A 21642-nucleotide genomic window follows, 5' to 3' on the forward strand; every position below is an offset into this window, starting at 1 on the left:
CTTCGGACGGCGCGTTGGCCCAACGCTCACTTTGTTCGCACAGGGCCGGCTTTGCACAGCCGGCCTGTTCGGCAGGCGCAGCGTAATGACTGACAGACCATGAGTGCCACCCTGATTCTTGCACCGGGCCGCGAGCGCTCGGTCATGCGCCGTCACCCGTGGATATTCGCCGGTTCGGTCGATCGTCTCGACGGTCGCGCCCGCCCCGGCGACACCGTGCTGGTGCAGGCGGCCAATGGTCGCGCGCTCGGCCGCGCCGCATTCTCGCCGGCGTCGCAGATCCGCGCCCGCATGTGGACCTTCGGTGACGAGTCGATCGACGACGCCTTCTTCCGCCGCACCGTCGCGCGCGCGGTCGAGCAGCGGCGCGACCTGCCGGAGCTGGCGGGCGAATTCGGTCCGCGCGGCGGTGTGCGCCTGCTGCACGGTGAATCCGACGGTCTGCCCGGCGTCATCGCCGACCGCTACGCCGACGTGATCGTGCTGCAGATCACCAGCGCCGGTGGCGAAAAGTGGCGCGCCGCCATCGCCGACGCGCTGGTGCGCGCGACCGGCATCGAACGCGTCTATGAGCGCTCCGATTCCGACGTGCGCGCGCTCGAAGGTCTGGAGCCGCGCAGCGGCTGGCTGATCGGCGACGGAGAGGCGCCCTTCCCGGTGATTGCCGAACCCGGCGTGACCGGCGACGTGAACATCGAAATCGACGTGGCCAGCGGCCACAAGACCGGCTTCTATCTCGACCAGCGCGAAAACCGCCGGTTGTGCGGCGGTCTGGCCGCCGGTCGCCGCGTGCTGAACTGCTTTTGCTACACCGGCGGCTTTTCGCTGCACGCGCTGGCCGGTGGCGCCGAATCGGTGCTGTCCATCGATTCCTCCGGCCCGGCGCTGGCGACCGCGCAGCGCAATGTCGGCCACAACCCGCAGATCGACGCCGCGCGCGTCGAATGGCTGGAGGCGGACGTGTTCCAGGCGCTGCGCACCTTCCGTGCCGAGGGCCGCAAGTTCGACCTGATCGTGCTCGACCCGCCGAAATTCGCGCCGTCGGCCGCGCACGCGAAGTCGGCGGCGCGCGCCTACAAGGACATCAATCTGCTCGGTTTCCGGCTGCTGGCACCGGGTGGCCTGCTGATGACCTATTCCTGTTCGGGCGGTGTCGATGTCGACTTCTTCCAGAAGATCGTCGCCGACGCGGCAGCCGACGCCGGGGTGTCGGCGCGCGTGCTGAAGCGCCTGTCCGCCGGGGCGGATCACCCGGTGGGGCTGGCTTTTCCCGAGGGCGAGTACCTGAAGGGGCTGCTGCTCAGGATCGAGTGAAGCGTTACGCAGTTTTTTGCCAAAACATTGGTATCCTCTTCGCCTTTCCAATCCCCGGGAGTTCATGCGGATGGCCACCAAGAACGCCAGCAAGGCCGACAAGCCGCTGACCGAAGCCGACATCCTGAAGATGCCGGAAAAGGACTACATGAACGAGGCGCAGCTCGCCTTCTTCCGCGACCTGCTCGCCCGCATGCGCGACGACATCCTGCGCAAGGCCGATGAAACCGTGGAGCACATGCGCGAGGTCGACAATGTGTCCGACCCCGCCGACCGCGCCACGGTGGAAGAGGAACACACGCTGGAACTGCGCACGCGCGACCGCGAGCGCAAGCTGCTGAAGAAGATCGAACAGGCGATCGACCGCATCGATGCCGGCGAATACGGCTATTGCGACGAAACCGGCGAGCCGATCGGCATCGGCCGCCTGCTCGCCCGCCCGACCGCGACGCTGACCATCGAGGCGCAGGAGCGCCGCGAACGTCTGCAGAAGCTGTACGGCGACTGAGGCCGGGCCCGGACGCGCGATGTTCCGACGCCTGTCCGCGCTGCGGCTCGTCATGTTGCTGCTGTGCCTGCTCGGGGCACAGCAGGTCACGCTCGTCCACGCTTTCGAACACGTCCCGACGGCCGGCATCGCGCTGGCTGCCGAGGACGACGGCGGCCCCGCGCACGCGCCGGTCTGTCCGGACTGCCTGTCGGCCCATTCCCTGACCCAGCTGTCTGTCGGTGCCGCGCCCGACCCGGCTGTTCCCGATCTGTCCCACGTGCTGCGTGCCGCTTCGCTGCGCGTCGCCGTCCATGGTGCGGCGCCCGAGCCCTGCGCGCACGGGCCGCCTGCCTTCTCCCCGCTCTGATCCGTCGCCCCCTCCGGGGCATGCACTTCATACATTCAGACTGACCCGCGCGAGCACGCGCGGGCGCGCGTCCGTGTCCGGGCGCGGGGAGAACTTCATGCAGATCCATCGTCTTGTCGGTGTCGCCCTCGCGGCGGCCGCCTCCGTGTCCTTTTCCGTTCCGGTGTTCGCCCAGGCGATCCAGAACCTCCCGGCCATCGTCGTCACCGGCAATCCGCTGGGCAGCGACCTGTCCGATCTCGTCAGCCCGGTGTCGGTGATGGACGATCACGACCTCACGCTGCGCGGTGCCAGCACGCTGGGCGAAACCGTCGGCAACCTGCCGGGCGTCAGTTCGACCTGGTTTGGCCCGAATTCCAGCCGGCCGGTTATCCGCGGCCTCGACGGCGACCGCGTGCGCATTCTCGGCAACGGGGGGGCGACGGTCGATGCCTCCTCGCTGTCCTTCGATCACGCGACCACGGTGGATCCGCTGGTGATCGAGCGGGTCGAGGTGGTGCGTGGCCCGGCAGCGCTGATGTATGGCGGCAACGCGGTCGGCGGCGTCGTGAACGCGCTCGACAACCGCATCCCGCAGTCGCCGATGAACGGCGCCAGCGGCCGCGTCGATGGCATCGTCGGCGGCGCCGACTCGACCCGCGCGCTGGCCGGCCGCGTCGAGTTCGGCAAGAACGGCCTCAACCTGCACGCCGACGGCTTCACCCGCTCGACGTCCGATCTGCGCATCCCCGATGGCCGGCTGCGCAATTCGGCCGCCGACACCGAGGGCGGCGGCTTCGGCGCCTCGTTCGCTGGCGAGCGCGGCTACCTCGGCGCCTCCTACGGCGTATTCGATTCGACCTACGGCACAGTGGCCGAAGAGAACATCACGATAGACATGCGCCGCGAGCGCTGGGATCTCGCCGGCGAACTGCGCGAAATCGACGGCTTCATTACTGGCGTCAAGTTCCGCGCCGGCCATACCGACTACAAGCACGTCGAACTGGACGGCGGATCGCCCGAGACGCGCTTCTTCAGCAAGGGCACCGACCTGCGGGTCGAGGCGGCCCATGCGCAGCTGGGCCCCTTCCGTGGCGTGGTCGGCGTTCAGCTCGACAGCAGCGAGTTCTCGGCGCTGGGCGACGAAGCCTTCGTGCCCTCGACCAACACCGATACGCGCGCACTCTTCCTGTTCGAGGAAACCCGCATCGGCGACCTCAAACTCACCTTCGGCGGTCGCGTCGAGCGGGTCGAGGTGGGCAGCGACGGCGGTGGCCCGGACGACCCCAACAATCCGGGTACGCCGCGCTTCGACCCGGCGCAGGAGCGGCGTTTCACCGCGCGCAGCGCTGCCTTCGGTGCGGTCTATCCGCTGAACGACACCTTCTCGGTTGCCACCCAGTTGGCGCACACCGAGCGCGCCCCGACCTTCTACGAGCTGTTCGCCAACGGCCCGCACGCGGCCACCGGCAACTACGAGGTCGGCAACGCGGCGCTGGACAAGGAGCAGTCGAACTCGATCGACGCCCAGTTGCGCGTCAAGCGCGGCGATCACAGCGGCAGCATCGGCGTGTTCCACAGCCGCTTCCGCAATTTCATCGCGCTCGCCGACAGTGGCCTCCGGCGCGAAGAGGACGGCCTGATCGATCCGGCCGGCGAACTGCCCGAGTTCGCCTACCGGGCGGTGCCGGCGAAGTTCTACGGCCTGGAGGCGCAGGCCCATCTGCTGCTGTGCCGCTGCGCCGGCGAACTGCACCTCGACCTGCAGGCCGACATGGTGCGCGCCGCCAATCGCGACACCGGCGAGCCGCTGCCGCGCATCGCGCCGATGCGTGGCATGGCGGCGCTGAACTGGCATCGCGAGGCGCTGAACCTGCGGCTTGAAGTGCAGGGTGCCCGCCGGCAGGACCGGGTCGACGACCTCGGCACGCCGACGGCCGGCTACGCGCTGGTCAATGCCTTCGCCAGCTACGGTTTCCAGGCGGCCGGCGTGAACTGGGAAGCCTGGCTGCGCGGCAACAACCTGTTCGATACCGAGGCGCGCAACCACGTGTCCTTCCTGAAGGGCATCGCACCGATGCCGGGCCGCAGCATCATGGCTGGCCTGCGCGCCTCCTTCTGACCATTGCCCGGTGCATCACGGGCGCGACGAATGCCGCGCCCGTCGCGCCTGGGCGCCGATTCGTGCCCTTGCAGCACCTTGTCACGTCTTCTTACGCCTTCGGGGGTGCCGCCCGCCGCGGTTGAAAGGTAAAGTTACCGATCGTTGCAGTTGTGAATCGATGCGCCGTTAATTACGGTTCGCGCCCCGATCCGGACCCATCCGTGGCTTTCTCCTTCTTCAAGAAAACACCTGCGCCGCAGGTCGAAACCCGCAAGCCGGTGCGACCGACCGCACCGGCTGCGGCGACGACGACCGCGTCGCGCCCGCCGGACAGCATGCCGGCAAGCGATCCGCCGTCGTCTGCAGGCCTGATGTCGCTCGACTTCGTGTCGCGCGATCCGCTGGAGGGCGCCCGTCGCGCGGGCAAGGGCGAGTTGCAGGTGCAGGACGTGTCCAGCGGGCTGCACCCAGTGGTCGAGGAAGCGGCCATGCTGTTCGCCAATGGCGACGATGAGGCTGCCCTGTCCACGCTCGAGCGCGCCACCTTCGGCGACCTCGGCAGTTCGACCGAACAGGTGTGGGCCATGCTGTTCGACCTCTGTCACGCGCTCGGCCGTGTCGACGCCTTCGAGGCGCACGCGCTGGCCTACGCTGAGCGCTTCGAACGTTCGGCGCCGGCCTGGCCGGCGTCGCCGTCGCGCGGCGCGACCGCTGGCCCGCCCACGCTGACGCTGGCGGGCAAGCTGACCGCGGCCAGCCGCGCCTCCATCGACCAGATCGACCGCCTGTGTTCAAAGGCGCATGTGGTGCGGGTGGATGTCGCCCGTCTGCACGACGTGGACGAGGACGGCGCGCGCATGCTGCTCGACGTGCTGGTTGCGCTGCGCCGCTGCGGCCACGGCGTGGCCATGCTCAGCGCCACCGTGCTGCGCGACCTGCTGGCGCCGCGCATCGTGCCGGGCAAGGCCGAAGGGCCGGCGCAGTGGCTGCTCTACCTGGAAGCGCTGCAGCAGCTGGGCGACGAAGCCAACTTCGAGGAATTCGCGATCCAGTACGCGGTCACCTTCGAACTGTCACCGCCGTCATGGGACGCCCGCTGGGTGTCGTCGGTGCTCGCGCCGGTCGCGGCTGAACCGGCGCCGGTCGAGAAGAATGCGCGCATCGCGCTGCGCGGCGAGATCGTCGGCGCTCGTCAGGACGCCTTTGCCGTGCTGCAGGCGGCTGACCTGCCGCAGGGGGTCATGAAGGTCGATTGTTCCGAGCTCTGCCGGATGGACTTCATCAGCGCCGGCCTGCTGTTCAACGTGATCACCGCGGTGCAGGCGACCGGCCGCCAGCCCCGCCTGGTCGATGTGCGGCCGATGGTGGCGGCGCTGCTGCTGCTGATCGGTGTCGCCGCCGTGGCGGAAATCCAGCAACGCCGCTTCTAGCGCCACCGGCGCCCCGCTGCGCATGGTTTAAAGTGCGCAGCCTCCGCGGCATTTTTCGGGAATTGCGATGGAACAGTATCACGGCACCACCATACTTTCGGTGCGTCGCCCGGGTCAGGTCGCCCTTGGTGGCGACGGTCAGGTGACGCTCGGCAACATCGTCGTCAAGGCCACCGCGCGCAAGGTACGGCGGCTTTATCAGGGGCGCATCCTGGCCGGTTTCGCCGGCGGTACGGCCGACGCCTTCACCCTGTTCGAGCGCTTCGAATCCAAGCTGGAGAAGCATCAGGGCAACCTGCTGCGCAGCGCGGTCGAACTGGCCAAGGACTGGCGTACCGACCGCATGCTGCGCCGGCTGGAGGCGATGCTGGCGGTGGCCGACCGCGAGTCTTCGCTGATCATCACCGGCAACGGCGACGTGCTCGAACCCGAGGGCGGCATCGTCGCCATCGGCTCCGGCGGCGCCTACGCCCAGTCGGCGGCCCGTGCGCTGGTCGAGAATACCGAGCTGTCGGCGCGCGACGTGGTGTCGAAGTCGCTCGGCATCGCCGGTGACCTGTGCATCTACACCAACCAGAGTCACACCATAGAGAGCATCGAGTGGTGAGCGCCGTGACCACTGCGGATCAAGTCATGACCCCTTCCGAAATCGTGTCCGAACTGGACAAGCACATCGTCGGCCAGACGCGCGCCAAGCGCTCGGTGGCCGTCGCGCTGCGCAACCGCTGGCGCCGCGCCCAGGTGGCCGAGCCGCTGCGCAGCGAAATCACGCCGAAGAACATCCTGATGATCGGCCCGACCGGTGTTGGCAAGACCGAGATCGCGCGCCGGCTGGCGCGCCTGGCGAACGCGCCCTTCATCAAGGTCGAAGCGACCAAGTTCACCGAAGTGGGCTATGTCGGCCGGGATGTCGACACCATCATCCGTGATCTGGTCGAGATCGCCATCAAGGACCTGCGCGAGCGCGCGATGAAGGCGGTGCGCACACGCGCCGAGGACGCCGCCGAGGACCGCATTCTCGACGTGCTGCTGCCACCGGCGCGGCCGGTCGGCTTTGGCGTCGATGCACCGGCCGCCGACGAGAGCGGCACGCGGCAGAAATTCCGCAAGAAGCTGCGCGAGGGGGAGCTTGACGACAAGGAGATCGACATCGAGGTGGCGGTGGCGCCGGCCGCGATGGAAATCCTGACGCCGCCCGGCATGGAAGAATTGACCGGCCAGCTGCAGTCGATGTTCCAGAACATCGGCGCGCAACGCCGGCGCAGCCGCAAGATGCCGATCCGCGAGGCGCTGCGCGTACTGACCGACGAAGAGGCGGCGCGCCTGATCAACGAGGACGAAGTGAAGCAGCAGGCGCTGGTCGCGGTCGAGCAGAACGGCATCGTGTTCCTCGACGAGATCGACAAGGTGGCTTCGCGTTCGGACCACGGTGGCGCCGATGTTTCGCGCCAGGGCGTGCAACGCGACCTGCTGCCGCTGGTCGAAGGCACGACGATCACGACCAAGTACGGCATGGTGAAGACCGACCACATCCTGTTCATCGCCAGCGGCGCCTTCCACCTGTCGCGGCCGAGCGACCTGATTCCCGAGCTGCAGGGCCGTTTTCCGATCCGCGTTGAGCTGGAGTCGCTGTCGGTCGATGACTTCGAACGTATCCTGACCGCCACCGATGCCTGCCTCACCCGCCAGTACGCGGCGTTGCTGGAAACCGACGGCGTGACGCTGGATTTCGCGCCGGACGGCATCCGCCGGCTGGCCGAAGTGGCGTGGTCGGTCAACGAACGCACCGAGAACATCGGCGCGCGGCGGCTGCACACGGTGATGGAAAAGCTGCTGGAGGAGGTGTCCTTCGACGCTGGCCAGCACGCCCGCTCGCTCACCATAGACGCTGCCTACGTGGACGCCCGGCTGGGCGAACTGGCGCAGAGCGAGGACCTCGCGCGCTACGTGCTCTGACGCAGCGGCTGTCCCAACAACGAGAACGAGTCCCCGATGACCCCGATTGCCCGTACGCGCATCTACTTCCTGCTGTCCTACTTCTGTTTTGGCCTGCTCGCCTTCGCGCTGTGGCTGCAGCACGTCGAGCGCCTCGCGCCCTGCCCGCTGTGCATCCTGCAACGCTACGCCTTCTTCGGCGCCGGCGTGTTCTTCCTGCTGAGCGGCGTGTTCGGCGGTGCGCTGGCACGCAGCGGACTGTGGGTGTCGGCGCTGATTGCGGCGGCCGGGGCGGCGGTGGCCGGACGTCACGTCTATGTGCTGTACAACCCGTCAGTCAGCTGCGGCCTCGATCCGGTCGAGGATTTCGTCAACAGCCTGCCGCCGGCGCAGTGGTTCCCGCAGGCCTTCTTTGCCGACGGCGCATGTGGCGCCAAACTGCCGCCGATACTCGGCCTGGACATTCCGGAGTGGTCGCTGCTGTGGCTGAGCGTGCTCGCCGTCGTTGCTGTGCTGCTTTCATTGCGCCGCGGCTGAACACACTGGGCGGTCGACTGTTCCGCCGCCATGACACCCGGAGCCCCGCCCTGCACAAGCGGCGGGGGCTGTAGCAGAATGCGCCGTCCGCTCCCGTGCAGGGCGGGCTTCGCTCCGAGGAGATCATGAATAATTCCAAGAAACCCGTCATCGTGGTGGTCGGCGGCGGCGCCGGCGGCCTCGAACTGGTCACCCAGCTCGGCGACCGCTACGGCGCCAAAGGGCAGGCCGACATCGTGCTGGTCGATGCTTCGCCCATCCACATCTGGAAACCGCATCTGCACGAAGTCGCCGCCGGGCGCATGGACATGCACATGCACCGGCTGGAGTACGTCGCGCAGGCGCGCTGGCACAACTTCGAGTTCCAGATGGGCCGCATGACGGCCATCGATCGCACGCGCAAGACCATCCACATCGAGGCGGTGGCCGACTTCGACGGCGAACCGATGCTGCCCGAGCGCGAGCTGCATTACGACTATCTGGTGATCGCCATCGGCAGCACGGTGAACACCTTCGGCATTCCCGGAGCGGACGAGCACACGATGGCGCTCGACACCACGCATGACGCGGAGCGCTTCCGGCAGAAGCTGGTCGCCGCCTGCATGCGCGCGGATGCGCGTGCCGAACGCGGCGAGCCGCACGAAGTGTCGATCGCCATCATCGGCGCCGGTGCCACCGGCGTCGAACTGTCGGCCGAACTGCGCCACACCAGCAAGGTGCTGCGTGCTTTCGGCGTACACAGCATGGATCCGCGCCAGGATGTGCGCATCACGCTGATCGAGGCGGCCGACCGTGTGCTGCCGGCGCTGCCGGCGCGCATTTCGGCGTCGGCCGAAGAGTTGCTGCGCGGCATGGGTATCGACGTGCTGAAGTCTGAGCGCGTCAGCGAGGTGCGCCATGACGGACTGGCCACCGCCAGCGGCCATTTCATCCGCGGTGACCTGATGGTGTGGGCCGCCGGCATCAAGGCGCCGAACATGCTGTCCGGCTTCGGCGGACTGGAGTCGAACCGTATCAACCAGCTGGTGGTGGATGACCACCTGGTCACCACGCACGATCCGGACATCTACGCCTTCGGCGACTGCGCGGCCTGTCAGTGGCTGGGTGGCGAGGGCACGATTCCGCCGCGCGCCCAGGCGGCGCACCAGCAGGCCAGCTATCTGGTGAAAATATTCGCCATGCGGCTGGAGGGTAAGGGCGATCCCGGCCCGTTCCGCTACAAGGATTTCGGTTCGCTGGTGTCGCTCGGCAAGAGCGGGGCGACCGGCAACCTGATGGGCGGCGTGGTCGGCGGCAGCATGTTCATCGAAGGTCTGGTCGCGCGCATGATGTACCGCTCGCTGTACCAGATGCACCAGATCGCGCTGCACGGCTGGATCAAGAGTTCGCTCGACGCGGTGGCGCGCTTCATCAAGCAGAGCACCGAGCCGCACGTGAAGCTGCACTAGCCTTTTTAGGGGCTAGGGGCTAGGGGCTAGGGGCTAGGGGCTTGGAGCTAGGAGCTAGGAGCTCCGGCCCTCGCCGCATACGGCGCAGTCGGGGTCGCGCGGCAGCGTGATGCTGCGCCACTCCATGCCGAGTGCGTCGAGCAGCAGCAGGCGGCCGGCCAGCGTGCGGCCGGTCTGCGCCAGTATCTTCAGCGCCTCGGCCGCCTGCACGGTGCCGATGATGCCGGTCAGCGGCGCGAATACGCCCATCACCGCGCAGCGCACCTCCTCGACTTCGCCACCCTCGGGAAACAGGCAGTGGTAGCAGGGCGCGTCCCGCTCGCGGCTGTCGAACACGGATACCTGGCCGTCGAAGCGGATGGCCGCGCCCGATACCAGCGGTGTGCGGGTGGTCACGCAGGCGCGGTTGATCGCGTGCCGGGTGGCGAAGTTGTCGCTGCAATCGAGCACGACGTCGGCGGCGGCGATCTGTTCCAGCAGTTCGTCGCCGGCCAGCCGCTTCTTCAGCGTGATCACTTCGGTGCCCGGATTGATGTCGTGCAGCGTTTCGCGCGCTGATTCGACCTTGGCGCGACCGACCGAGTGTTCGCGGTGCAGGATCTGCCGCTGCAGATTGGTCAGGTCGACGTCGTCGTCGTCGGCGATCACCAGCGTGCCGACACCGGCCGCCGCAAGGTAGAGCGCCGAAGGACAGCCGAGGCCACCGGCACCGACGATGAGGGCGCGCGAGGCAAGCAGCCTGTCCTGTCCTTCGATGCCTATCGGGTCGAGCAGGATGTGGCGGCTGTAGCGCAGCAGTTGCTGGTCATTCATGGAGAGCAGGCCGCCAGCGGATGCGGTGGCGTATATCGGTGAGGAAGAAGGTGGGGGGTCAGCGGTAGTCGCGCAGCTCGCTCGGCGTGTCGTCGTGATCGCCGTGCGGGTGGTGCTGCCAGGCCTTGACGTAGATTTCGTTCGACTTCTTGATCAGTCGCTCCGGCTGCTTCAGGTTGCGCAGCTGGGTGTCTTCACAGAAATAGAGCATCGTGCGGATCAGTCGCATCTTCAGCGAACCGTCGAGCAAGAAGCCGTGCGCGCGCAGTGCCCGCTCTATGCTGCGGAAGCTGTGGTCGGTCAGGCTGTACTCGATGGCGACCACGCGATCGCCCTGCGCGGTGACCGAAATGCCGCCGACCGCGGCGAGCAGCGCGAGCGCTTCATCGACGCGGCGCGGGCAGCGGCGACAGAAGCGCAGTTCGCGGTGCTTCATCAGGCCGGCCTGGGGGCCGTATCCGGGCTTGCGCGGCGCGCGGTGTTCGCGGCCGAAACGACGCTGGCTGGCATGTGCGACCATGGTTCAGCTCCTGCATCCGACGGCGATCCGCAGATCGCCGCACGGCCCACCAGGTACGGCGGGCCTCAGTTTTTCTGGATGATCTGCAATCCCTTCAGCAGATTCAAGGCCTGGGTGAACTGGTAATCCGACGCGGTGGCGAACTCGAACGGCGCGGCCGGCTTGGCCTCCTCGTCCTCCTCCTTCGCCGGCTTGCCCTTGGCGCCAGCGGCAGGTTTCGGTGCGGCTTCCTCGGGTTCCTTGTCGTTGCCGAGGTGACGGTCGAGGTCGGCTTCGCGCAGACGGATGCCGCCGCCGCTGCCATTCGGCGTCTCTTCGACGATGATGTCCGGCACGATGCCCTTGGCCTGGATCGAGCGGCCGTTCGGCGTGTAGTAACGCGCCGTCGTCAGCTTGATCGCGGTGTTGTTGGCCAGCGGCATGATGGTCTGCACCGAGCCTTTCCCGAAGGTCTGGGTGCCCATGATGACCGCGCGCTTGTGGTCCTGCAGCGCGCCAGCGACGATTTCCGACGCCGAGGCCGAACCCGAGTTCACCAGCACGACCATGGGTACCGACTTGGCGCCGGCCGGCAGTGTGGCGAGGTAGTCCTCGCGCGACCCGCGCAGGTAATCCTCCGGTGCGGCGATGAAGCGGCGCTTGGCGTCTTCGGTGCGGCCGTCGGTCGACACCACGGTCGCCTTCGGCGGCAGGAAGGCGGCAGATACGCCCACGGCGCCGTGCAGCAGGCCGCCCGGGTCGTTGCGCAGGTCGAGCACCAGACCTTTCAATTCGCCGTCCTTGTACAGCTTGCCGATGTGCTTGGCGAGATCCTCGGCGCTGGCTTCCTGGAACTGCGTCAGGCGCAGGTAACCGTAGCCGGGTTCGACCAGCTTCGATTTCACCGACTGCACCTTGATGATTTCGCGCGTCAGCGTGACCTCGATCGGCTTGGTTTCGCCCTTGCGCGCAATGGTAAGGCGGATGCTGGTGTCCGGCTTGCCGCGCATGCGCTTGACGGCGTCGCTCAGCGTGAGGCCCTTGGTCGAGGTGTCGTCCAGCTTGATGATCAGGTCGCCCGCCTTGACACCGGCGCGGAAGGCCGGCGTGTCCTCGATCGGCGACACCACCTTGACGAAGCCGTCTTCCATGCCGACCTCGATGCCGAGGCCGCCGAATTCGCCCTGGGTGCCGGCCTGCAGATCCTTGAAGGCGTCCTGGTCGAGGTAGGCCGAGTGCGGGTCGAGACCCGACAGCATGCCGCTGATCGCGTGGGTGATCAGCTTCTTGTCATCGACCGGCTCGACATAGCCCGACTTCACCGCATTCAGCACGTCGGCGAACTGGCGCAGTTCCTCGACCGGCAGCGTGCTGCCGACCGGCTTGTTCGCGTTGGCGGAGAAATTGAGACTGAGCAGTACCCCGGCACACAGTCCGATCATGACCAGCCCGGTTTGCTGCAGCTTCTTTTGCATCGATTGCACTCCGCATATTTTTCGGCAGGTAACGGAAGCTGCACCCTTGGTGCAGCCTAGCGGGCAACCCATTTCAGCGGGTCCAGCGCCTGTCCCTGATGCCGCAATTCAAAGTATAAACCTGATTCCGAAGCCCCACCGCTGGCGCCGATCGAGGCGATCACCTCGCCGGCGCGTACCGCTGCGCCAACCGACTTCAGCACGGCTTCGTTGTTGCCATAGACACTCAGATAGTTGTCGCCGTGATCGACGATGACCAGGTTGCCGAAACCGCGCAGCCAGTCCGCGAACACCACGGTACCGGCAGCCACCGCCTTGACGTCGCCCGCCGTTGCGCGGATGAAGATGCCGCGCAGCGGTGTTCCGCCATCCGCGCCTTGGGCACCGAAGCGGCGCGCAAGTTCGCCACTGGCCGGCCAGGGCAGTCGACCGCGCAGTTTGGGGAAGGCAACGCCGCCGTGATCGACCGGCGCCGACTGCACGACCGGACCGCGGCTTTCGCGGCCGGCGGGCGCCGGCGCGTCGTCGGCAGGGCCTGCCGCGGGCGTCTTCGGCGGTGTGCTGCGGGCGCTGCGCCGCGACAGCGCTTCGATCAGCCGGCTCAGCCGCGCCTCGTCGCGCTTGAGCTGGGCCAGTTCCTTGCGTTCGGTGCGCAACTGGGTGGCAATGCGGTCAAGCACCTTGCGCCGCACGTCGTGCTCGGCCTGCAGCTTGCCGCGTTCGCGTTCGCGCTCCGCTTCCAGTGTGCGGATCTCGTCCAGCTGGGCGTCCTGCTGCGCCAGCAGCTCGCGCTGGCGCGTCAGCGTCGCACGATGGTCGTCCATCAGCCTGAGCTGGCTTTTCGACAGGCTGCGCAGGTAGTGCAGGTCGCGTGCGCTCTGGTTGGGGTCGGTGCCGGACAGCAGGTGGCGCAACGCATCGGCCTCGCCGGCGCGCTGGTGGCCGCGCAGCAGTTGCGCCAGTTGCGATTGCTGGGTGCGCAGACGCTCCTCGCCGGCGGCCACGTCCTTGCGCGTCTGCGTCAGCGCGCTTTCGACCGCTTTGCGGCGGCCGGCGATGTCGCGCAGCGCACGGCTGGCGTCGGAAATGGCTTTTTCCGAGCTGCGCAGCTCGTCGCGGGCTTCGCGGTGGGCGCTTTCCGACTGGTTCAGTTCATCGCGCAGCGCTTCCATGCGCTGCTGAAGGGCGCGCAGCTGTTCCGGGCTGGACTGGACTGCGCGCTCGGCGAAGGCGGCTCCGGGCAATGCGCACAGCAGCGCCCGGATCAGCCAGCGCTTCACTCCATCCACGGTGCGCGCTGTTCGGCCGTCTGCGGCTCTTCGGTTTCGGGGATGGGCGGACGCTGGCGCTGCGGCACGGCGCGGCTCTGGTTGGCCACGGCGTCGATGGCGGCGCGGATGGCTTCCTGGTCGCCGAGGTAGTAGTGGCGGATCGGCTTCAGGTTCTCGTCCAGCTCATACACCAGCGGCTGGGCGGTCGGGATGTTCAGGCCGAGGATGTCCTGTTCCGACACGTTGTCGAGGTACTTGATCAGCGCGCGCAGGCTGTTGCCGTGAGCGACGATGAGCACGTTCTTGCCGGCCTTGATCTGCGGCGCGATCTCGGCGTCCCAGAACGGGATGACGCGGGCCACGGTGTCCTTCAGGCATTCGGTGCGCGGGAACTGCTCGTCCGGCACTTCGGCGTAGCGCGGGTTCTTGCGATCGAGGCGCGGATCGTCCTCTTCCAGCGCCGGCGGCGGCGTGTCGTAGGAACGGCGCCATACCAGCACCTGTTCCTCGCCGAACTTCTGCGCCGTCTGCGCCTTGTTCAGGCCTTGCAGCGCGCCATAGTGACGCTCGTTCAGGCGCCAGGTCGGACGGATCGGAATCCACATCAGGTTCAGTTGTTCGAGCGCGACGTAGAGTGTCTTGTTGGCGCGCTTGAGCACCGAGGTGAAGGCCATGTCGAAGCGGTAGCCTTCGCGGTTGAGCAGGCGGCCGGCTTCGCGGGCCTCGATTTCGCCTTTGTCGGTCAGACCGACGTCGGTCCATCCGGTGAAACGGTTTTCCTTGTTCCAGACGGATTCGCCGTGGCGCAGCAGAACGAGCTTGTACATATCGGGTGGGCTATGTGTGAAGGGCGCGGCGCCCCGGTGAGACGTGCTGCACTGCGGACTCGTGGTCTGCAGGTGGACTGACCGCGCTTGGGCTAAAATGCGCATTTTCCCAGAAAACGCAGCGCGCGGCCCCGTAAAAATTCGACAGAAGATGACATGTCGAAACATCCGCGTTGCCGGATGACACGATCCCGGCGATGATGCGGACCCCGTTACAGCGGACCGCCTGCCGCGAGCCCCACAGCCTGCCAGCACCTCTCTCCCATGGAATTCCTGACTCAGAACAACAACTACCTCTGGGCCATTTCGGCCCTGATCAGCGGCGTCGCGCTGCTTGTCATGACGGTGCGCACGAAAACTTCCGGACCGCGGCTGACGCCGGCGCAGGCGACGCAGCTGATCAACCGCGAGGACGCCCAGGTGATCGACGTGCGCGAACAGCCCGAATGGGCCAAGGGCCGCATTGCCGGTTCGCGCCACATTCCGGTCGGCCAGCTCGACCAGCGCATCGGTGACCTGGAGAAGTTCAAGGAGCGCCCGCTCATCGTCGTCTGCGCCAGCGGTATGCGTTCCGCCAGCGCCTGCTCGACGCTGCGCAAGGCCGGTTTCGAAAAGGTGTTTGCACTCGACGGCGGTATCGGCGCCTGGGAACAGGCCGGTCTGCCACTGACCAAGAAGTGACGCGATGGCACACGTGCTGATGTACACCAGCGGCTACTGCCCCTACTGCGTACAGGCGGAGCGCCTGCTCGTGTCCAAGGGCGTGACCGACATCGAGAAAGTGCGGGTCGACACCGACCCGGCACGGCGTACTGAAATGATGGAGAAAACCGGCAGGCGTACCGTGCCGCAGATCTACATCGACGACTTCCATGTGGGCGGGTGCGACGATCTGCACGCACTCGACCGCGAAGGCAAGCTGGACCCGCTGCTGCAGGCCTGACCTGCGGCGTTCATCACCAACCGAGAAGCGAAAAATGGCCGACGAAGCAGTGCAACCCCAACAGCCCCAGGGCCCGGTGTTCTCCATCGAGAAGGTCTACGTGAAGGACCTGTCGCTCGAAGTCCCGAACGCCCCGGAAATCTTCCTGACCCGCGAGAACCCGAACGTGCAGATCCAGCTGCAGACGGAAGGCAAGGCGGTGCAGGACGGCGTGTTCGACGTGACGCTGACCGTCACCGTCACCGCCAAGATCGGCGAGAAGACGATGTTCCTGGTCGAAGTGCGTCAGGCCGGCATCTTCCAGATCCGCAACGTGCCGCAGGAAGACCTGCAGCCCATCCTCGGCATCGCCTGCCCGAACATCCTGTTCCCGTACGCCCGCGAAAGCGTGTCGGATGCGGTGAACCGCGCCGGCTTCCCGCCGGTCGTGCTGGCGCCGGTCAACTTCGAAGCGCTCTACCAGCAGCGCGCGCAGCAGGCCGCAGCCGGCCAGGACGGCGCGCCGACGGTCCAGTGATGAAGCACTTCGCGCTGGCGGCGCTGGCCGCCTTCGCCATCGCCCCGGCCGCCCAGGCGGCGGGGCTCGAATATCGCTCGCTTGCCGACGTCGCTGTCATGTACGACGCGCCGTCAAAGCAGGCGCGCCAGCAATACGTGATCGCGCGCCAGACGCCGGTCGAGGTGGTGCGCACGCAGGCCGGCTGGGTCAAGGTGCGCGAGCCGGGCGGCATGCTCGCATGGCTCGAATCGTCGGCGCTGTCGCCGCAGCGCACCGTCATCGTCAGCGTCGACAAGGCGCGCATCCTGGCCAAGCCGGAAGACAACGCGCCGCTGGTGTTCGAAGCCGAGCGCCGCGTGCTGCTCGAACCGGTGTCGGAACCGGCGCCGGCCGGCTGGGCGCGCGTGAAGCACCGCGACGGCCAGAGCGGCTTTGTCCGCATCGGCCAGGTGTGGGGCCTGTGAGCCCCGCCCGTTGCGCATGAAGATCGCCGTCCTCGGCGCCGGTGCCTGGGGCACCGCGCTGGCCGTCGCCTACGCGGCCGATCACGATGTCACGCTATGGACGCGCGACGCGGCGCACGCGCAGGCGCTGCGCGCGTCGCGTCGCAACGAGCGCTACCTGCCCGAGATCGCGCTGCCGGACGGCATCCGCATCGACGCCGACGTCGCGCACGCGCTGTCCGGCTGCGAGCTCGCGCTGATCGCCACGCCGATTGCCGGTCTGCGCGACGCTCTGCATGCCGTCGCCGCGTCCGGCGTGCCGGCCGTGCTGTGGGCGTGCAAGGGCTTCGAAGCCGGCACAGGCCTGCTGCCGCATGCGGTGGCGGCCGAGGTGTTGCCGGCGGCGGTCAGCCGCGGTGCACTGAGCGGCCCCAGTTTCGCGGTCGAAGTGGCGCGCGGCCAGCCGACCGCGATCACCGTCGCCAGCAACGACCTCGCCTTTGCCAGCCGTATCGCCGCCGAGCTGCACAGCCCGCGGCTGCGCCTGTACGCACAGGACGACCTGACCGGCGTCGAGGTCGGCGGTGCGGTCAAGAACGTGCTCGCCATCGCCACCGGCGTCTGCGACGGACTGGGTTTCGGACTCAACGCACGCGCTGCGCTGATCACCCGCGGTCTGGCCGAAATCGCCCGCCTCGGCGAAGCATTGGGCGGCCACGGCATCACCTTCATGGGTCTGGCCGGCATGGGCGACCTGATACTGACCTGCACCGGCGACCTGTCGCGCAACCGCCGCGTCGGCTTGATGCTGGCCGAAGGCCTGTCGCTCGACGCGGTGCTGCAGAAGCTGGGCCACGTCGCCGAAGGGGTGTCGACGGCGCGCGAAGCCGCTGCGCTGGCGCGCCGCATGGGCGTCGACATGCCGATCACGCGCGCCGTCGCCGACGTGCTCGACGGCCGCCTCAGCGCGGCGCAGGCGGCCGAACGACTGCTGGCGCGCGACCCCAAGGTGGAACAGGAAGCGGTGCTCGAACGCGCCGACGAGGCTGATCTCGGCGTTCTGCAAACGGGCGCTCAGTCGGGCTGAAGCGCGCCGTCGAAGCCGTGCTGTCGCCACGCTTCGTAGGCGACGATGGCGACCGAATTGCTGAGGTTCAGGCTGCGACAGTCCGGGCGCATCGGAATGCGCAGGCGCTGCGCCGCCGGCACGGTGTCGAGCAGGCTGCCGGGCAGGCCGGCGGTTTCCTGACCGAACAGGAAGATGTCGCCGGCACGGTAGTGCGGCGTCGTGTGCGCCACCCGCCCGCGCGTGCTCAGCGCGTACAGCCGGCTGTCGTCCGGCTGCAGCGCAAGGGCTGCCGACAGCGCAGACCAGTCCTCATGCACCGTCACGTTGATCAGGTCGCGGTAATCCATGCCGGCGCGCTTCAGCTGCTTGTCGCTGATGTCGAAGCCGAGCGGCTTCACCAGGTGCAGGCGGAAGCCGCCGTTGGCGCACAGGCGCATCACGTTGCCGGTGTTGGGCGGGATTTCGGGCTGGTACAGGACGATGTGGAACATGGGCGTGCGCGATCGGGCGGAGGCGCGATTGTGCCAGCGGACGTGTTGGCGGGTCAGCCTCGCCGCAGACCGGACAGCAGTACGTCGACGATGTGCCGCGGATCGACGGCATCGCAGCGGCCGGCGTCGAAAGCGTGGCGCAGCGCTGACGGCGCGGCCGGGCCGACGTGGATGCACTGTACCGTCGCGCCCGTGCGGCGCGCCTCACGTACCGCCTGCCTGACATCCTCCAGCAGATAGCGCGGGTCGTGCACGTCGATGTCGTGCGGTTCGCCGTCGGTCAGCAGCACGATCAGCGGCCGCTCGCCCAGCGCATGGGCGGCGGCGTGGCGCAGCGCGGTGCCGATGCGGGTCGAACCGTGACTGCGCAGTCCGGCGGCGCGGGCGCACACGCGCAGGTCCAGCGCAGCGTCATGTTCGTCTTTCAGGTGCTGCACGCGCACGCGATGACGGGTGTCGGATGCGAACGCCCACACGCGGACAGTGTGGGCGTCACGTTCGAGCGCGTGCGCGGCCAGCAAGGCGGCGTCGCGCAGGTGTTCGAGTAGCGGTCGGCCGTCGGCGCAGAGGTGCGCGGTGGAGGCGGATGCATCGATCAGCAGCAGCACGTCGCGGCCGCTGTCCGTCGCATGCGCTGCGCGATACAGCCGGGACGGCGGCCGCGTACGTGTGCGCAGCGCGACGCCCGCCTCGATCAGCGCGTCGGTGTGCAGCACTTCGCCGTCGCGTTCGCGGCCGCTGCCCGGACGCCCCGCTGAGCCACGGTGCGCAGTGGGCAGCCGGCGGATCTGCGCTCGCAGTCGTGCGCGCAGCGCCGTGGCGTCGACTTCGAGCGGGCGGCTTTCGATCACCGTGCACCAGTCCGGCCGCAGGCGCGCGATCAGGCGATCCCACTCCGGATACTTCAGCATGCGCAGCGGCGCTTCCGACCACAGCGCGGTGGTGCCGCCTTCGCCCTGGTCTGCGCCGCCGGTCGCCTGCGGCGGTGGGCGTTCCGCCGTGACGTCCTTGTCGTCGTCACCGCTGCCGTGGCTGTCGGCGTCCTCGCGTTCGAGCGGCGTGGCGGACGGCGTCAGGCTGTCGTCGGCGATCCACAGGTGGTGGTTGTCGTCGCGATAGGCCGGTTCGACCCGCCAGCCGGCGGCATTGAAACTCAGGCGCATCTGGCCGATGTCGTTGCCGAGCAGCGACGCCGCCTCGCGCAGCCGCTGCGGCGTGTCGAGCGCGAGCGCGCCGTCGGCCGCGAAGAACAGTCGGCGCACCTTGGCGATCCAGGCGTGTCCGTCGGCATGTGTCGGGTCGAACAGCGCGTGCGCCAGCCGCACCAGCAGCGCGTCGAAGCCGTTGCCGTCGTCCGGGCCGGCGATATGGAAGGGCGCCCACAGCGAACGCAGGCCCGGCAGGTCCCGCATCGCCAGCCATTCGACCCGGGCGTCCTCCAGCGTTTCCAGCAGCACGCGCTGTATCGGCTTCAGTTTCGCGCGCGGCTGCGGCGCGTCGCCGTAAACAAGGTGGGCAGCCGCGTGGGCGGCGCGGGCGCGGGTGAGCAGCGCGTTGTCTGCTGGCAGGTGCAGCACCGGCCGCGTGCCGGCGCGCGACAGGACCGCGCGCGGGCGGTCGTCCGCCGTCGCGAGCGTCGCCAACCGCGGCTGCACTGCCCACAGCGCATCCAGATAGATGCCCAGCGGCCGGCTGTCTGCCAGCGCGGATTCAGGCGATGCAGGCATCGACCATGGCGACCAGCGCCTGAGCGACTTCCGGGTCGTCGGACAGCGGCACCGCGATGGCCTGCAGGCAGGCGGCGTGGGGTGCCAGGCCCTCGGCGATCAGCAGGCCAGCGTGGATGAGCATGCGGGTGGATGCGCCCTCGTCCAGGACATCGCCCGCCAGACGGCGCGTGCGCTCGGCCAGCGTCACCAGTTGCTTCGCGATGACCTCATCGACGCCGGATTCGTGCATCACGATGGCCGCTTCGCGTGCCGGATCCGGGTAGCCGAACTCGAGTGCGGTGAAACGCTGCCGCGTCGACGCCTTCAGCGTCTTGTGCACGCCGTGGTAACCCGGGTTGTAGGACACGACCAGCCGGAAGTCCGGATGCGCGTGCAGCAGTTCGCCGGTGGCGGCCAGCGGCAGCTGGCGGCGCGCGTCGGTCAGCGGGTGGATCAGTACCGTGGTGTCGGCGCGCGCTTCCACCAGCTCGTCCAGATAGCAGATCGCGCCGAAGCGCACCGCTCGGGTAAGCGGACCGTCCTGCCAGCGCGTGCCGCCGGCGTCGAGCAGGAAGCGCCCGATCAGGTCGCCGGCCGACAGGTCTTCGTGACAGGCGACGGTGATCAGCGGCACGCCCAGTCGCCAGGCCATGTGTTCGACGAAGCGCGTCTTGCCGCAGCCGGTCGGGCCCTTGAGCATCAGCGGCAGGCCGCGCGCGTGCGCGGCCTCGAAGGCCGCGATCTCGCCGCCGACCGGCGCGTACCAGGGTTCGTCCCGGATGCGCCAGTCGTGCAGCGGATCGGCCAGTTCGGACGGTGCCTGCGCCTTCACTTGTGACCGACGGTAGACGGGTTGGGCAGGCCTTCGATCGGGCATTCCTCGGTGCCGACGGTGTCGCGCGTGAACGCCTCGACTGCCTTGCGCGTGCCTTCCGGATCGTTGATCCACTTCGAGTAGAAGTCGTAGGGGCAGGTGGCCACGCCCTTGTCGCCTTCGCGCGAATTGATCAGGCCGGTGTAGCCGCGGTGCAGCAGCTTGAACAGGTGGTTCTCCGACTGGCCGTTCTTGCGGAAGTCGCGGATCAGGCTCTTGGACAGTGCCGCGTACTGCATGCCCATTTCCTCCTCGCCGCATTCGCCCAGCGTACGGCCGTCGAAGCCGACGATGGCCGAGTGGCCGAAGTAGGTGTAGACGCCGTCGAAGCCGGCCGCGTTGGCGACCGCGACGTAGACGTTGTTGGCGAAGGCCATGGCTTTCGCCATCGTCACCTGCTGGTCCTTGGCTGGGTACATGTAGCCCTGGCAGCGCACGATCAGCTCGGCGCCCTTCATCGCGCAGTCGCGCCAGATTTCCGGGTAGTTTCCGTCGTCGCAGATGATGAGGCTCACCTTCAGGCCCTTGGGGCCTTCCGACACGTAGGTGCAGTCGCCCGGATACCAGCCCTCGATCGGCACCCAGGGCATGATCTTGCGGTACTTCTGGACGATTTCGCCCTGGTCGTTCATCAGGATGAGGGTGTTGTACGGCGCCTTGTTCGGGTGTTCCTCGTGCCGTTCGCCGGTCAGCGAGAACACGCCCCACACCTTGGCCTTCTTGCAGGCTGCCGCGAAGATGGCCGTCTCCTCGCCGGGGATTGCCGACGCGGTGTCGTACATTTCCTTCGAGTCGTACATGATCCCGTGCGTGCTGTACTCCGGGAAGATGACCAGATCGAGCCCGGGCAGGCCGGACTTCATGCCGACGATCATGTCGGCGATCTTGCGCGCGTTGTCCAACACCTCCGCCTTGGTGTGCAGGCGCGGCATCTTGTAATTGACGACGGCGACGCCGACCGTGTCCTTGCTGCTCGAAATGTCCCCGTGGTGCATGAGTGGCCTCCGCTGCGGAATGGGTGGAAGAGAAGGTGGAAGACCTCCCATTCTGCGAATGCGGCCGGCGCGGCCAATACGGTGAACGACGTATCGGCGGTGAACAACGTATCGGCCGGCCGGAACTCTC

The 21642-nt window shown here is 67.9% G+C and carries 23 protein-coding genes; 14 read left to right on the forward strand and 9 right to left on the reverse strand.

Translation table 11 applies throughout. The features are described from left to right. Nucleotides 1–99 precede the first annotated feature (99 nt). The 9 genes from WDZ97_RS16830 to WDZ97_RS16870 all read left to right on the forward strand — a co-directional run bounded on the left by WDZ97_RS16830 (nucleotide 100) and on the right by WDZ97_RS16870 (nucleotide 9604). Nucleotides 100–1314 (forward strand): class I SAM-dependent rRNA methyltransferase, encoded by a 1215-nt coding sequence (locus WDZ97_RS16830; protein WP_425763505.1) that lies wholly within the window; start codon nucleotides 100–102, stop codon nucleotides 1312–1314. Nucleotides 1315–1384: 70 nt separating this feature from the next. Continuing rightward, nucleotides 1385–1822, forward strand: a complete 438-nt coding sequence (gene dksA, locus WDZ97_RS16835) for an RNA polymerase-binding protein DksA (protein ID WP_019915761.1) — start codon at nucleotides 1385–1387, stop codon at nucleotides 1820–1822. 19 nt (nucleotides 1823–1841) lie between these two features. After that, nucleotides 1842–2171 (forward strand): hypothetical protein, encoded by a 330-nt coding sequence (locus WDZ97_RS16840; RefSeq protein WP_425763506.1) that lies wholly within the window; start codon nucleotides 1842–1844, stop codon nucleotides 2169–2171. Nucleotides 2172–2268: 97 nt separating this feature from the next. Beyond that, complete coding sequence (locus tag WDZ97_RS16845) at nucleotides 2269–4272, forward strand: TonB-dependent receptor (RefSeq protein WP_425763507.1); 2004 nt, start codon at nucleotides 2269–2271, stop codon at nucleotides 4270–4272. A 203-nt stretch (nucleotides 4273–4475) separates the two neighbouring features. Continuing rightward, the gene (locus tag WDZ97_RS16850; RefSeq protein WP_425763508.1) at nucleotides 4476–5684 is read left to right on the forward strand and encodes an STAS domain-containing protein; all 1209 of its coding nucleotides are present in this window, start codon (nucleotides 4476–4478) and stop codon (nucleotides 5682–5684) included. Between the two features lie 67 nt (nucleotides 5685–5751). Further along, entirely contained in the window at nucleotides 5752–6291 is a 540-nt protein-coding gene (gene hslV, locus WDZ97_RS16855) for an ATP-dependent protease subunit HslV (protein ID WP_019915756.1), read from the forward strand. A gap of 26 nt (nucleotides 6292–6317) precedes the next feature. Further along, nucleotides 6318–7640, forward strand: a complete 1323-nt coding sequence (gene hslU, locus WDZ97_RS16860) for an ATP-dependent protease ATPase subunit HslU (RefSeq protein WP_304001647.1) — start codon at nucleotides 6318–6320, stop codon at nucleotides 7638–7640. 36 nt (nucleotides 7641–7676) lie between these two features. Continuing rightward, nucleotides 7677–8156, forward strand: coding sequence for a disulfide bond formation protein B (locus tag WDZ97_RS16865; RefSeq protein ID WP_425763509.1), 480 nt, complete (start codon nucleotides 7677–7679; stop codon nucleotides 8154–8156). A gap of 125 nt (nucleotides 8157–8281) precedes the next feature. Further along, nucleotides 8282–9604 carry an NAD(P)/FAD-dependent oxidoreductase gene (locus WDZ97_RS16870; RefSeq protein WP_304013367.1) on the forward strand — a complete coding sequence of 441 codons (1323 nt, stop codon included), beginning with the start codon at nucleotides 8282–8284 and terminating at the stop codon, nucleotides 9602–9604. A 54-nt stretch (nucleotides 9605–9658) separates the two neighbouring features. Here the strand turns inward: WDZ97_RS16870 and WDZ97_RS16875 are convergent, their stop codons facing one another. From WDZ97_RS16875 to gpmA, 5 genes are all read right to left on the reverse strand, one after another. Continuing rightward, nucleotides 9659–10417, reverse strand: coding sequence for a HesA/MoeB/ThiF family protein (locus WDZ97_RS16875; RefSeq protein ID WP_425763510.1), 759 nt, complete (start codon nucleotides 10415–10417; stop codon nucleotides 9659–9661). Nucleotides 10418–10475: 58 nt separating this feature from the next. Further along, nucleotides 10476–10937, reverse strand: a complete 462-nt coding sequence (locus tag WDZ97_RS16880) for a hypothetical protein (RefSeq protein ID WP_425763511.1) — start codon at nucleotides 10935–10937, stop codon at nucleotides 10476–10478. Nucleotides 10938–11002: 65 nt separating this feature from the next. Beyond that, on the reverse strand, nucleotides 11003–12391 hold the full coding sequence (locus WDZ97_RS16885; protein WP_304001636.1) for a S41 family peptidase: 1389 nt from the start codon (nucleotides 12389–12391) through the stop codon (nucleotides 11003–11005). Between the two features lie 56 nt (nucleotides 12392–12447). Beyond that, entirely contained in the window at nucleotides 12448–13671 is a 1224-nt protein-coding gene (locus tag WDZ97_RS16890) for a murein hydrolase activator EnvC family protein (RefSeq protein WP_425763512.1), read from the reverse strand. Continuing rightward, nucleotides 13668–14489, reverse strand: a complete 822-nt coding sequence (gene gpmA / locus WDZ97_RS16895) for a 2,3-diphosphoglycerate-dependent phosphoglycerate mutase (protein ID WP_020163032.1) — start codon at nucleotides 14487–14489, stop codon at nucleotides 13668–13670. Before gpmA ends, WDZ97_RS16890 begins: the two co-directional genes overlap by 4 nt. Nucleotides 14490–14753: 264 nt before the next feature. Between gpmA and WDZ97_RS16900 the strand changes: the two genes are divergently transcribed. From WDZ97_RS16900 to WDZ97_RS16920, 5 genes are read left to right on the forward strand one after another with little or no spacing between them, the layout of a single operon-like run. Continuing rightward, nucleotides 14754–15170: a rhodanese-like domain-containing protein gene (locus WDZ97_RS16900; protein WP_020163033.1), complete on the forward strand. Its 417-nt coding sequence runs from the start codon at nucleotides 14754–14756 to the stop codon at nucleotides 15168–15170. 4 nt (nucleotides 15171–15174) lie between these two features. Further along, nucleotides 15175–15432 carry a glutaredoxin 3 gene (gene grxC / locus WDZ97_RS16905; protein WP_019915745.1) on the forward strand — a complete coding sequence of 86 codons (258 nt, stop codon included), beginning with the start codon at nucleotides 15175–15177 and terminating at the stop codon, nucleotides 15430–15432. Nucleotides 15433–15466: 34 nt separating this feature from the next. Next, nucleotides 15467–15949, forward strand: a complete 483-nt coding sequence (secB, locus tag WDZ97_RS16910) for a protein-export chaperone SecB (protein WP_019915744.1) — start codon at nucleotides 15467–15469, stop codon at nucleotides 15947–15949. Next, nucleotides 15949–16395 carry an SH3 domain-containing protein gene (locus WDZ97_RS16915; protein WP_425763664.1) on the forward strand — a complete coding sequence of 149 codons (447 nt, stop codon included), beginning with the start codon at nucleotides 15949–15951 and terminating at the stop codon, nucleotides 16393–16395. The genes secB and WDZ97_RS16915 overlap by 1 nt, the downstream gene beginning before the upstream one ends. A 16-nt stretch (nucleotides 16396–16411) precedes the next feature. Next, entirely contained in the window at nucleotides 16412–17461 is a 1050-nt protein-coding gene (locus tag WDZ97_RS16920) for an NAD(P)H-dependent glycerol-3-phosphate dehydrogenase (RefSeq protein WP_425763513.1), read from the forward strand. On the opposite strand, the gene WDZ97_RS16925 is transcribed toward WDZ97_RS16920, so the two are convergent. The 4 genes from WDZ97_RS16925 to WDZ97_RS16940 are packed head-to-tail and all read right to left on the reverse strand — an operon-like array spanning nucleotide 17449 to nucleotide 21512. Next, on the reverse strand, nucleotides 17449–17934 hold the full coding sequence (locus tag WDZ97_RS16925) for a tRNA (cytidine(34)-2'-O)-methyltransferase (RefSeq protein ID WP_425763514.1): 486 nt from the start codon (nucleotides 17932–17934) through the stop codon (nucleotides 17449–17451). The genes WDZ97_RS16920 and WDZ97_RS16925 overlap by 13 nt on opposite strands. Before the next feature lie 53 nt (nucleotides 17935–17987). Further along, entirely contained in the window at nucleotides 17988–19661 is a 1674-nt protein-coding gene (locus WDZ97_RS16930) for a nitric oxide reductase activation protein NorD (protein ID WP_425763515.1), read from the reverse strand. After that, nucleotides 19645–20475 (reverse strand): CbbQ/NirQ/NorQ/GpvN family protein, encoded by an 831-nt coding sequence (locus WDZ97_RS16935; RefSeq protein ID WP_425763516.1) that lies wholly within the window; start codon nucleotides 20473–20475, stop codon nucleotides 19645–19647. Before WDZ97_RS16935 ends, WDZ97_RS16930 begins: the two co-directional genes overlap by 17 nt. Beyond that, on the reverse strand, nucleotides 20472–21512 hold the full coding sequence (locus WDZ97_RS16940; RefSeq protein WP_425763517.1) for an aliphatic amidase: 1041 nt from the start codon (nucleotides 21510–21512) through the stop codon (nucleotides 20472–20474). Before WDZ97_RS16940 ends, WDZ97_RS16935 begins: the two co-directional genes overlap by 4 nt. Nucleotides 21513–21642 lie beyond the last annotated feature (130 nt).

Origin of the sequence: Methyloversatilis sp. MC4-4 (assembly GCF_049843555.1) — a bacterium.
GTDB classification, from domain to species: domain Bacteria; phylum Pseudomonadota; class Gammaproteobacteria; order Burkholderiales; family Rhodocyclaceae; genus Methyloversatilis; species Methyloversatilis discipulorum_B.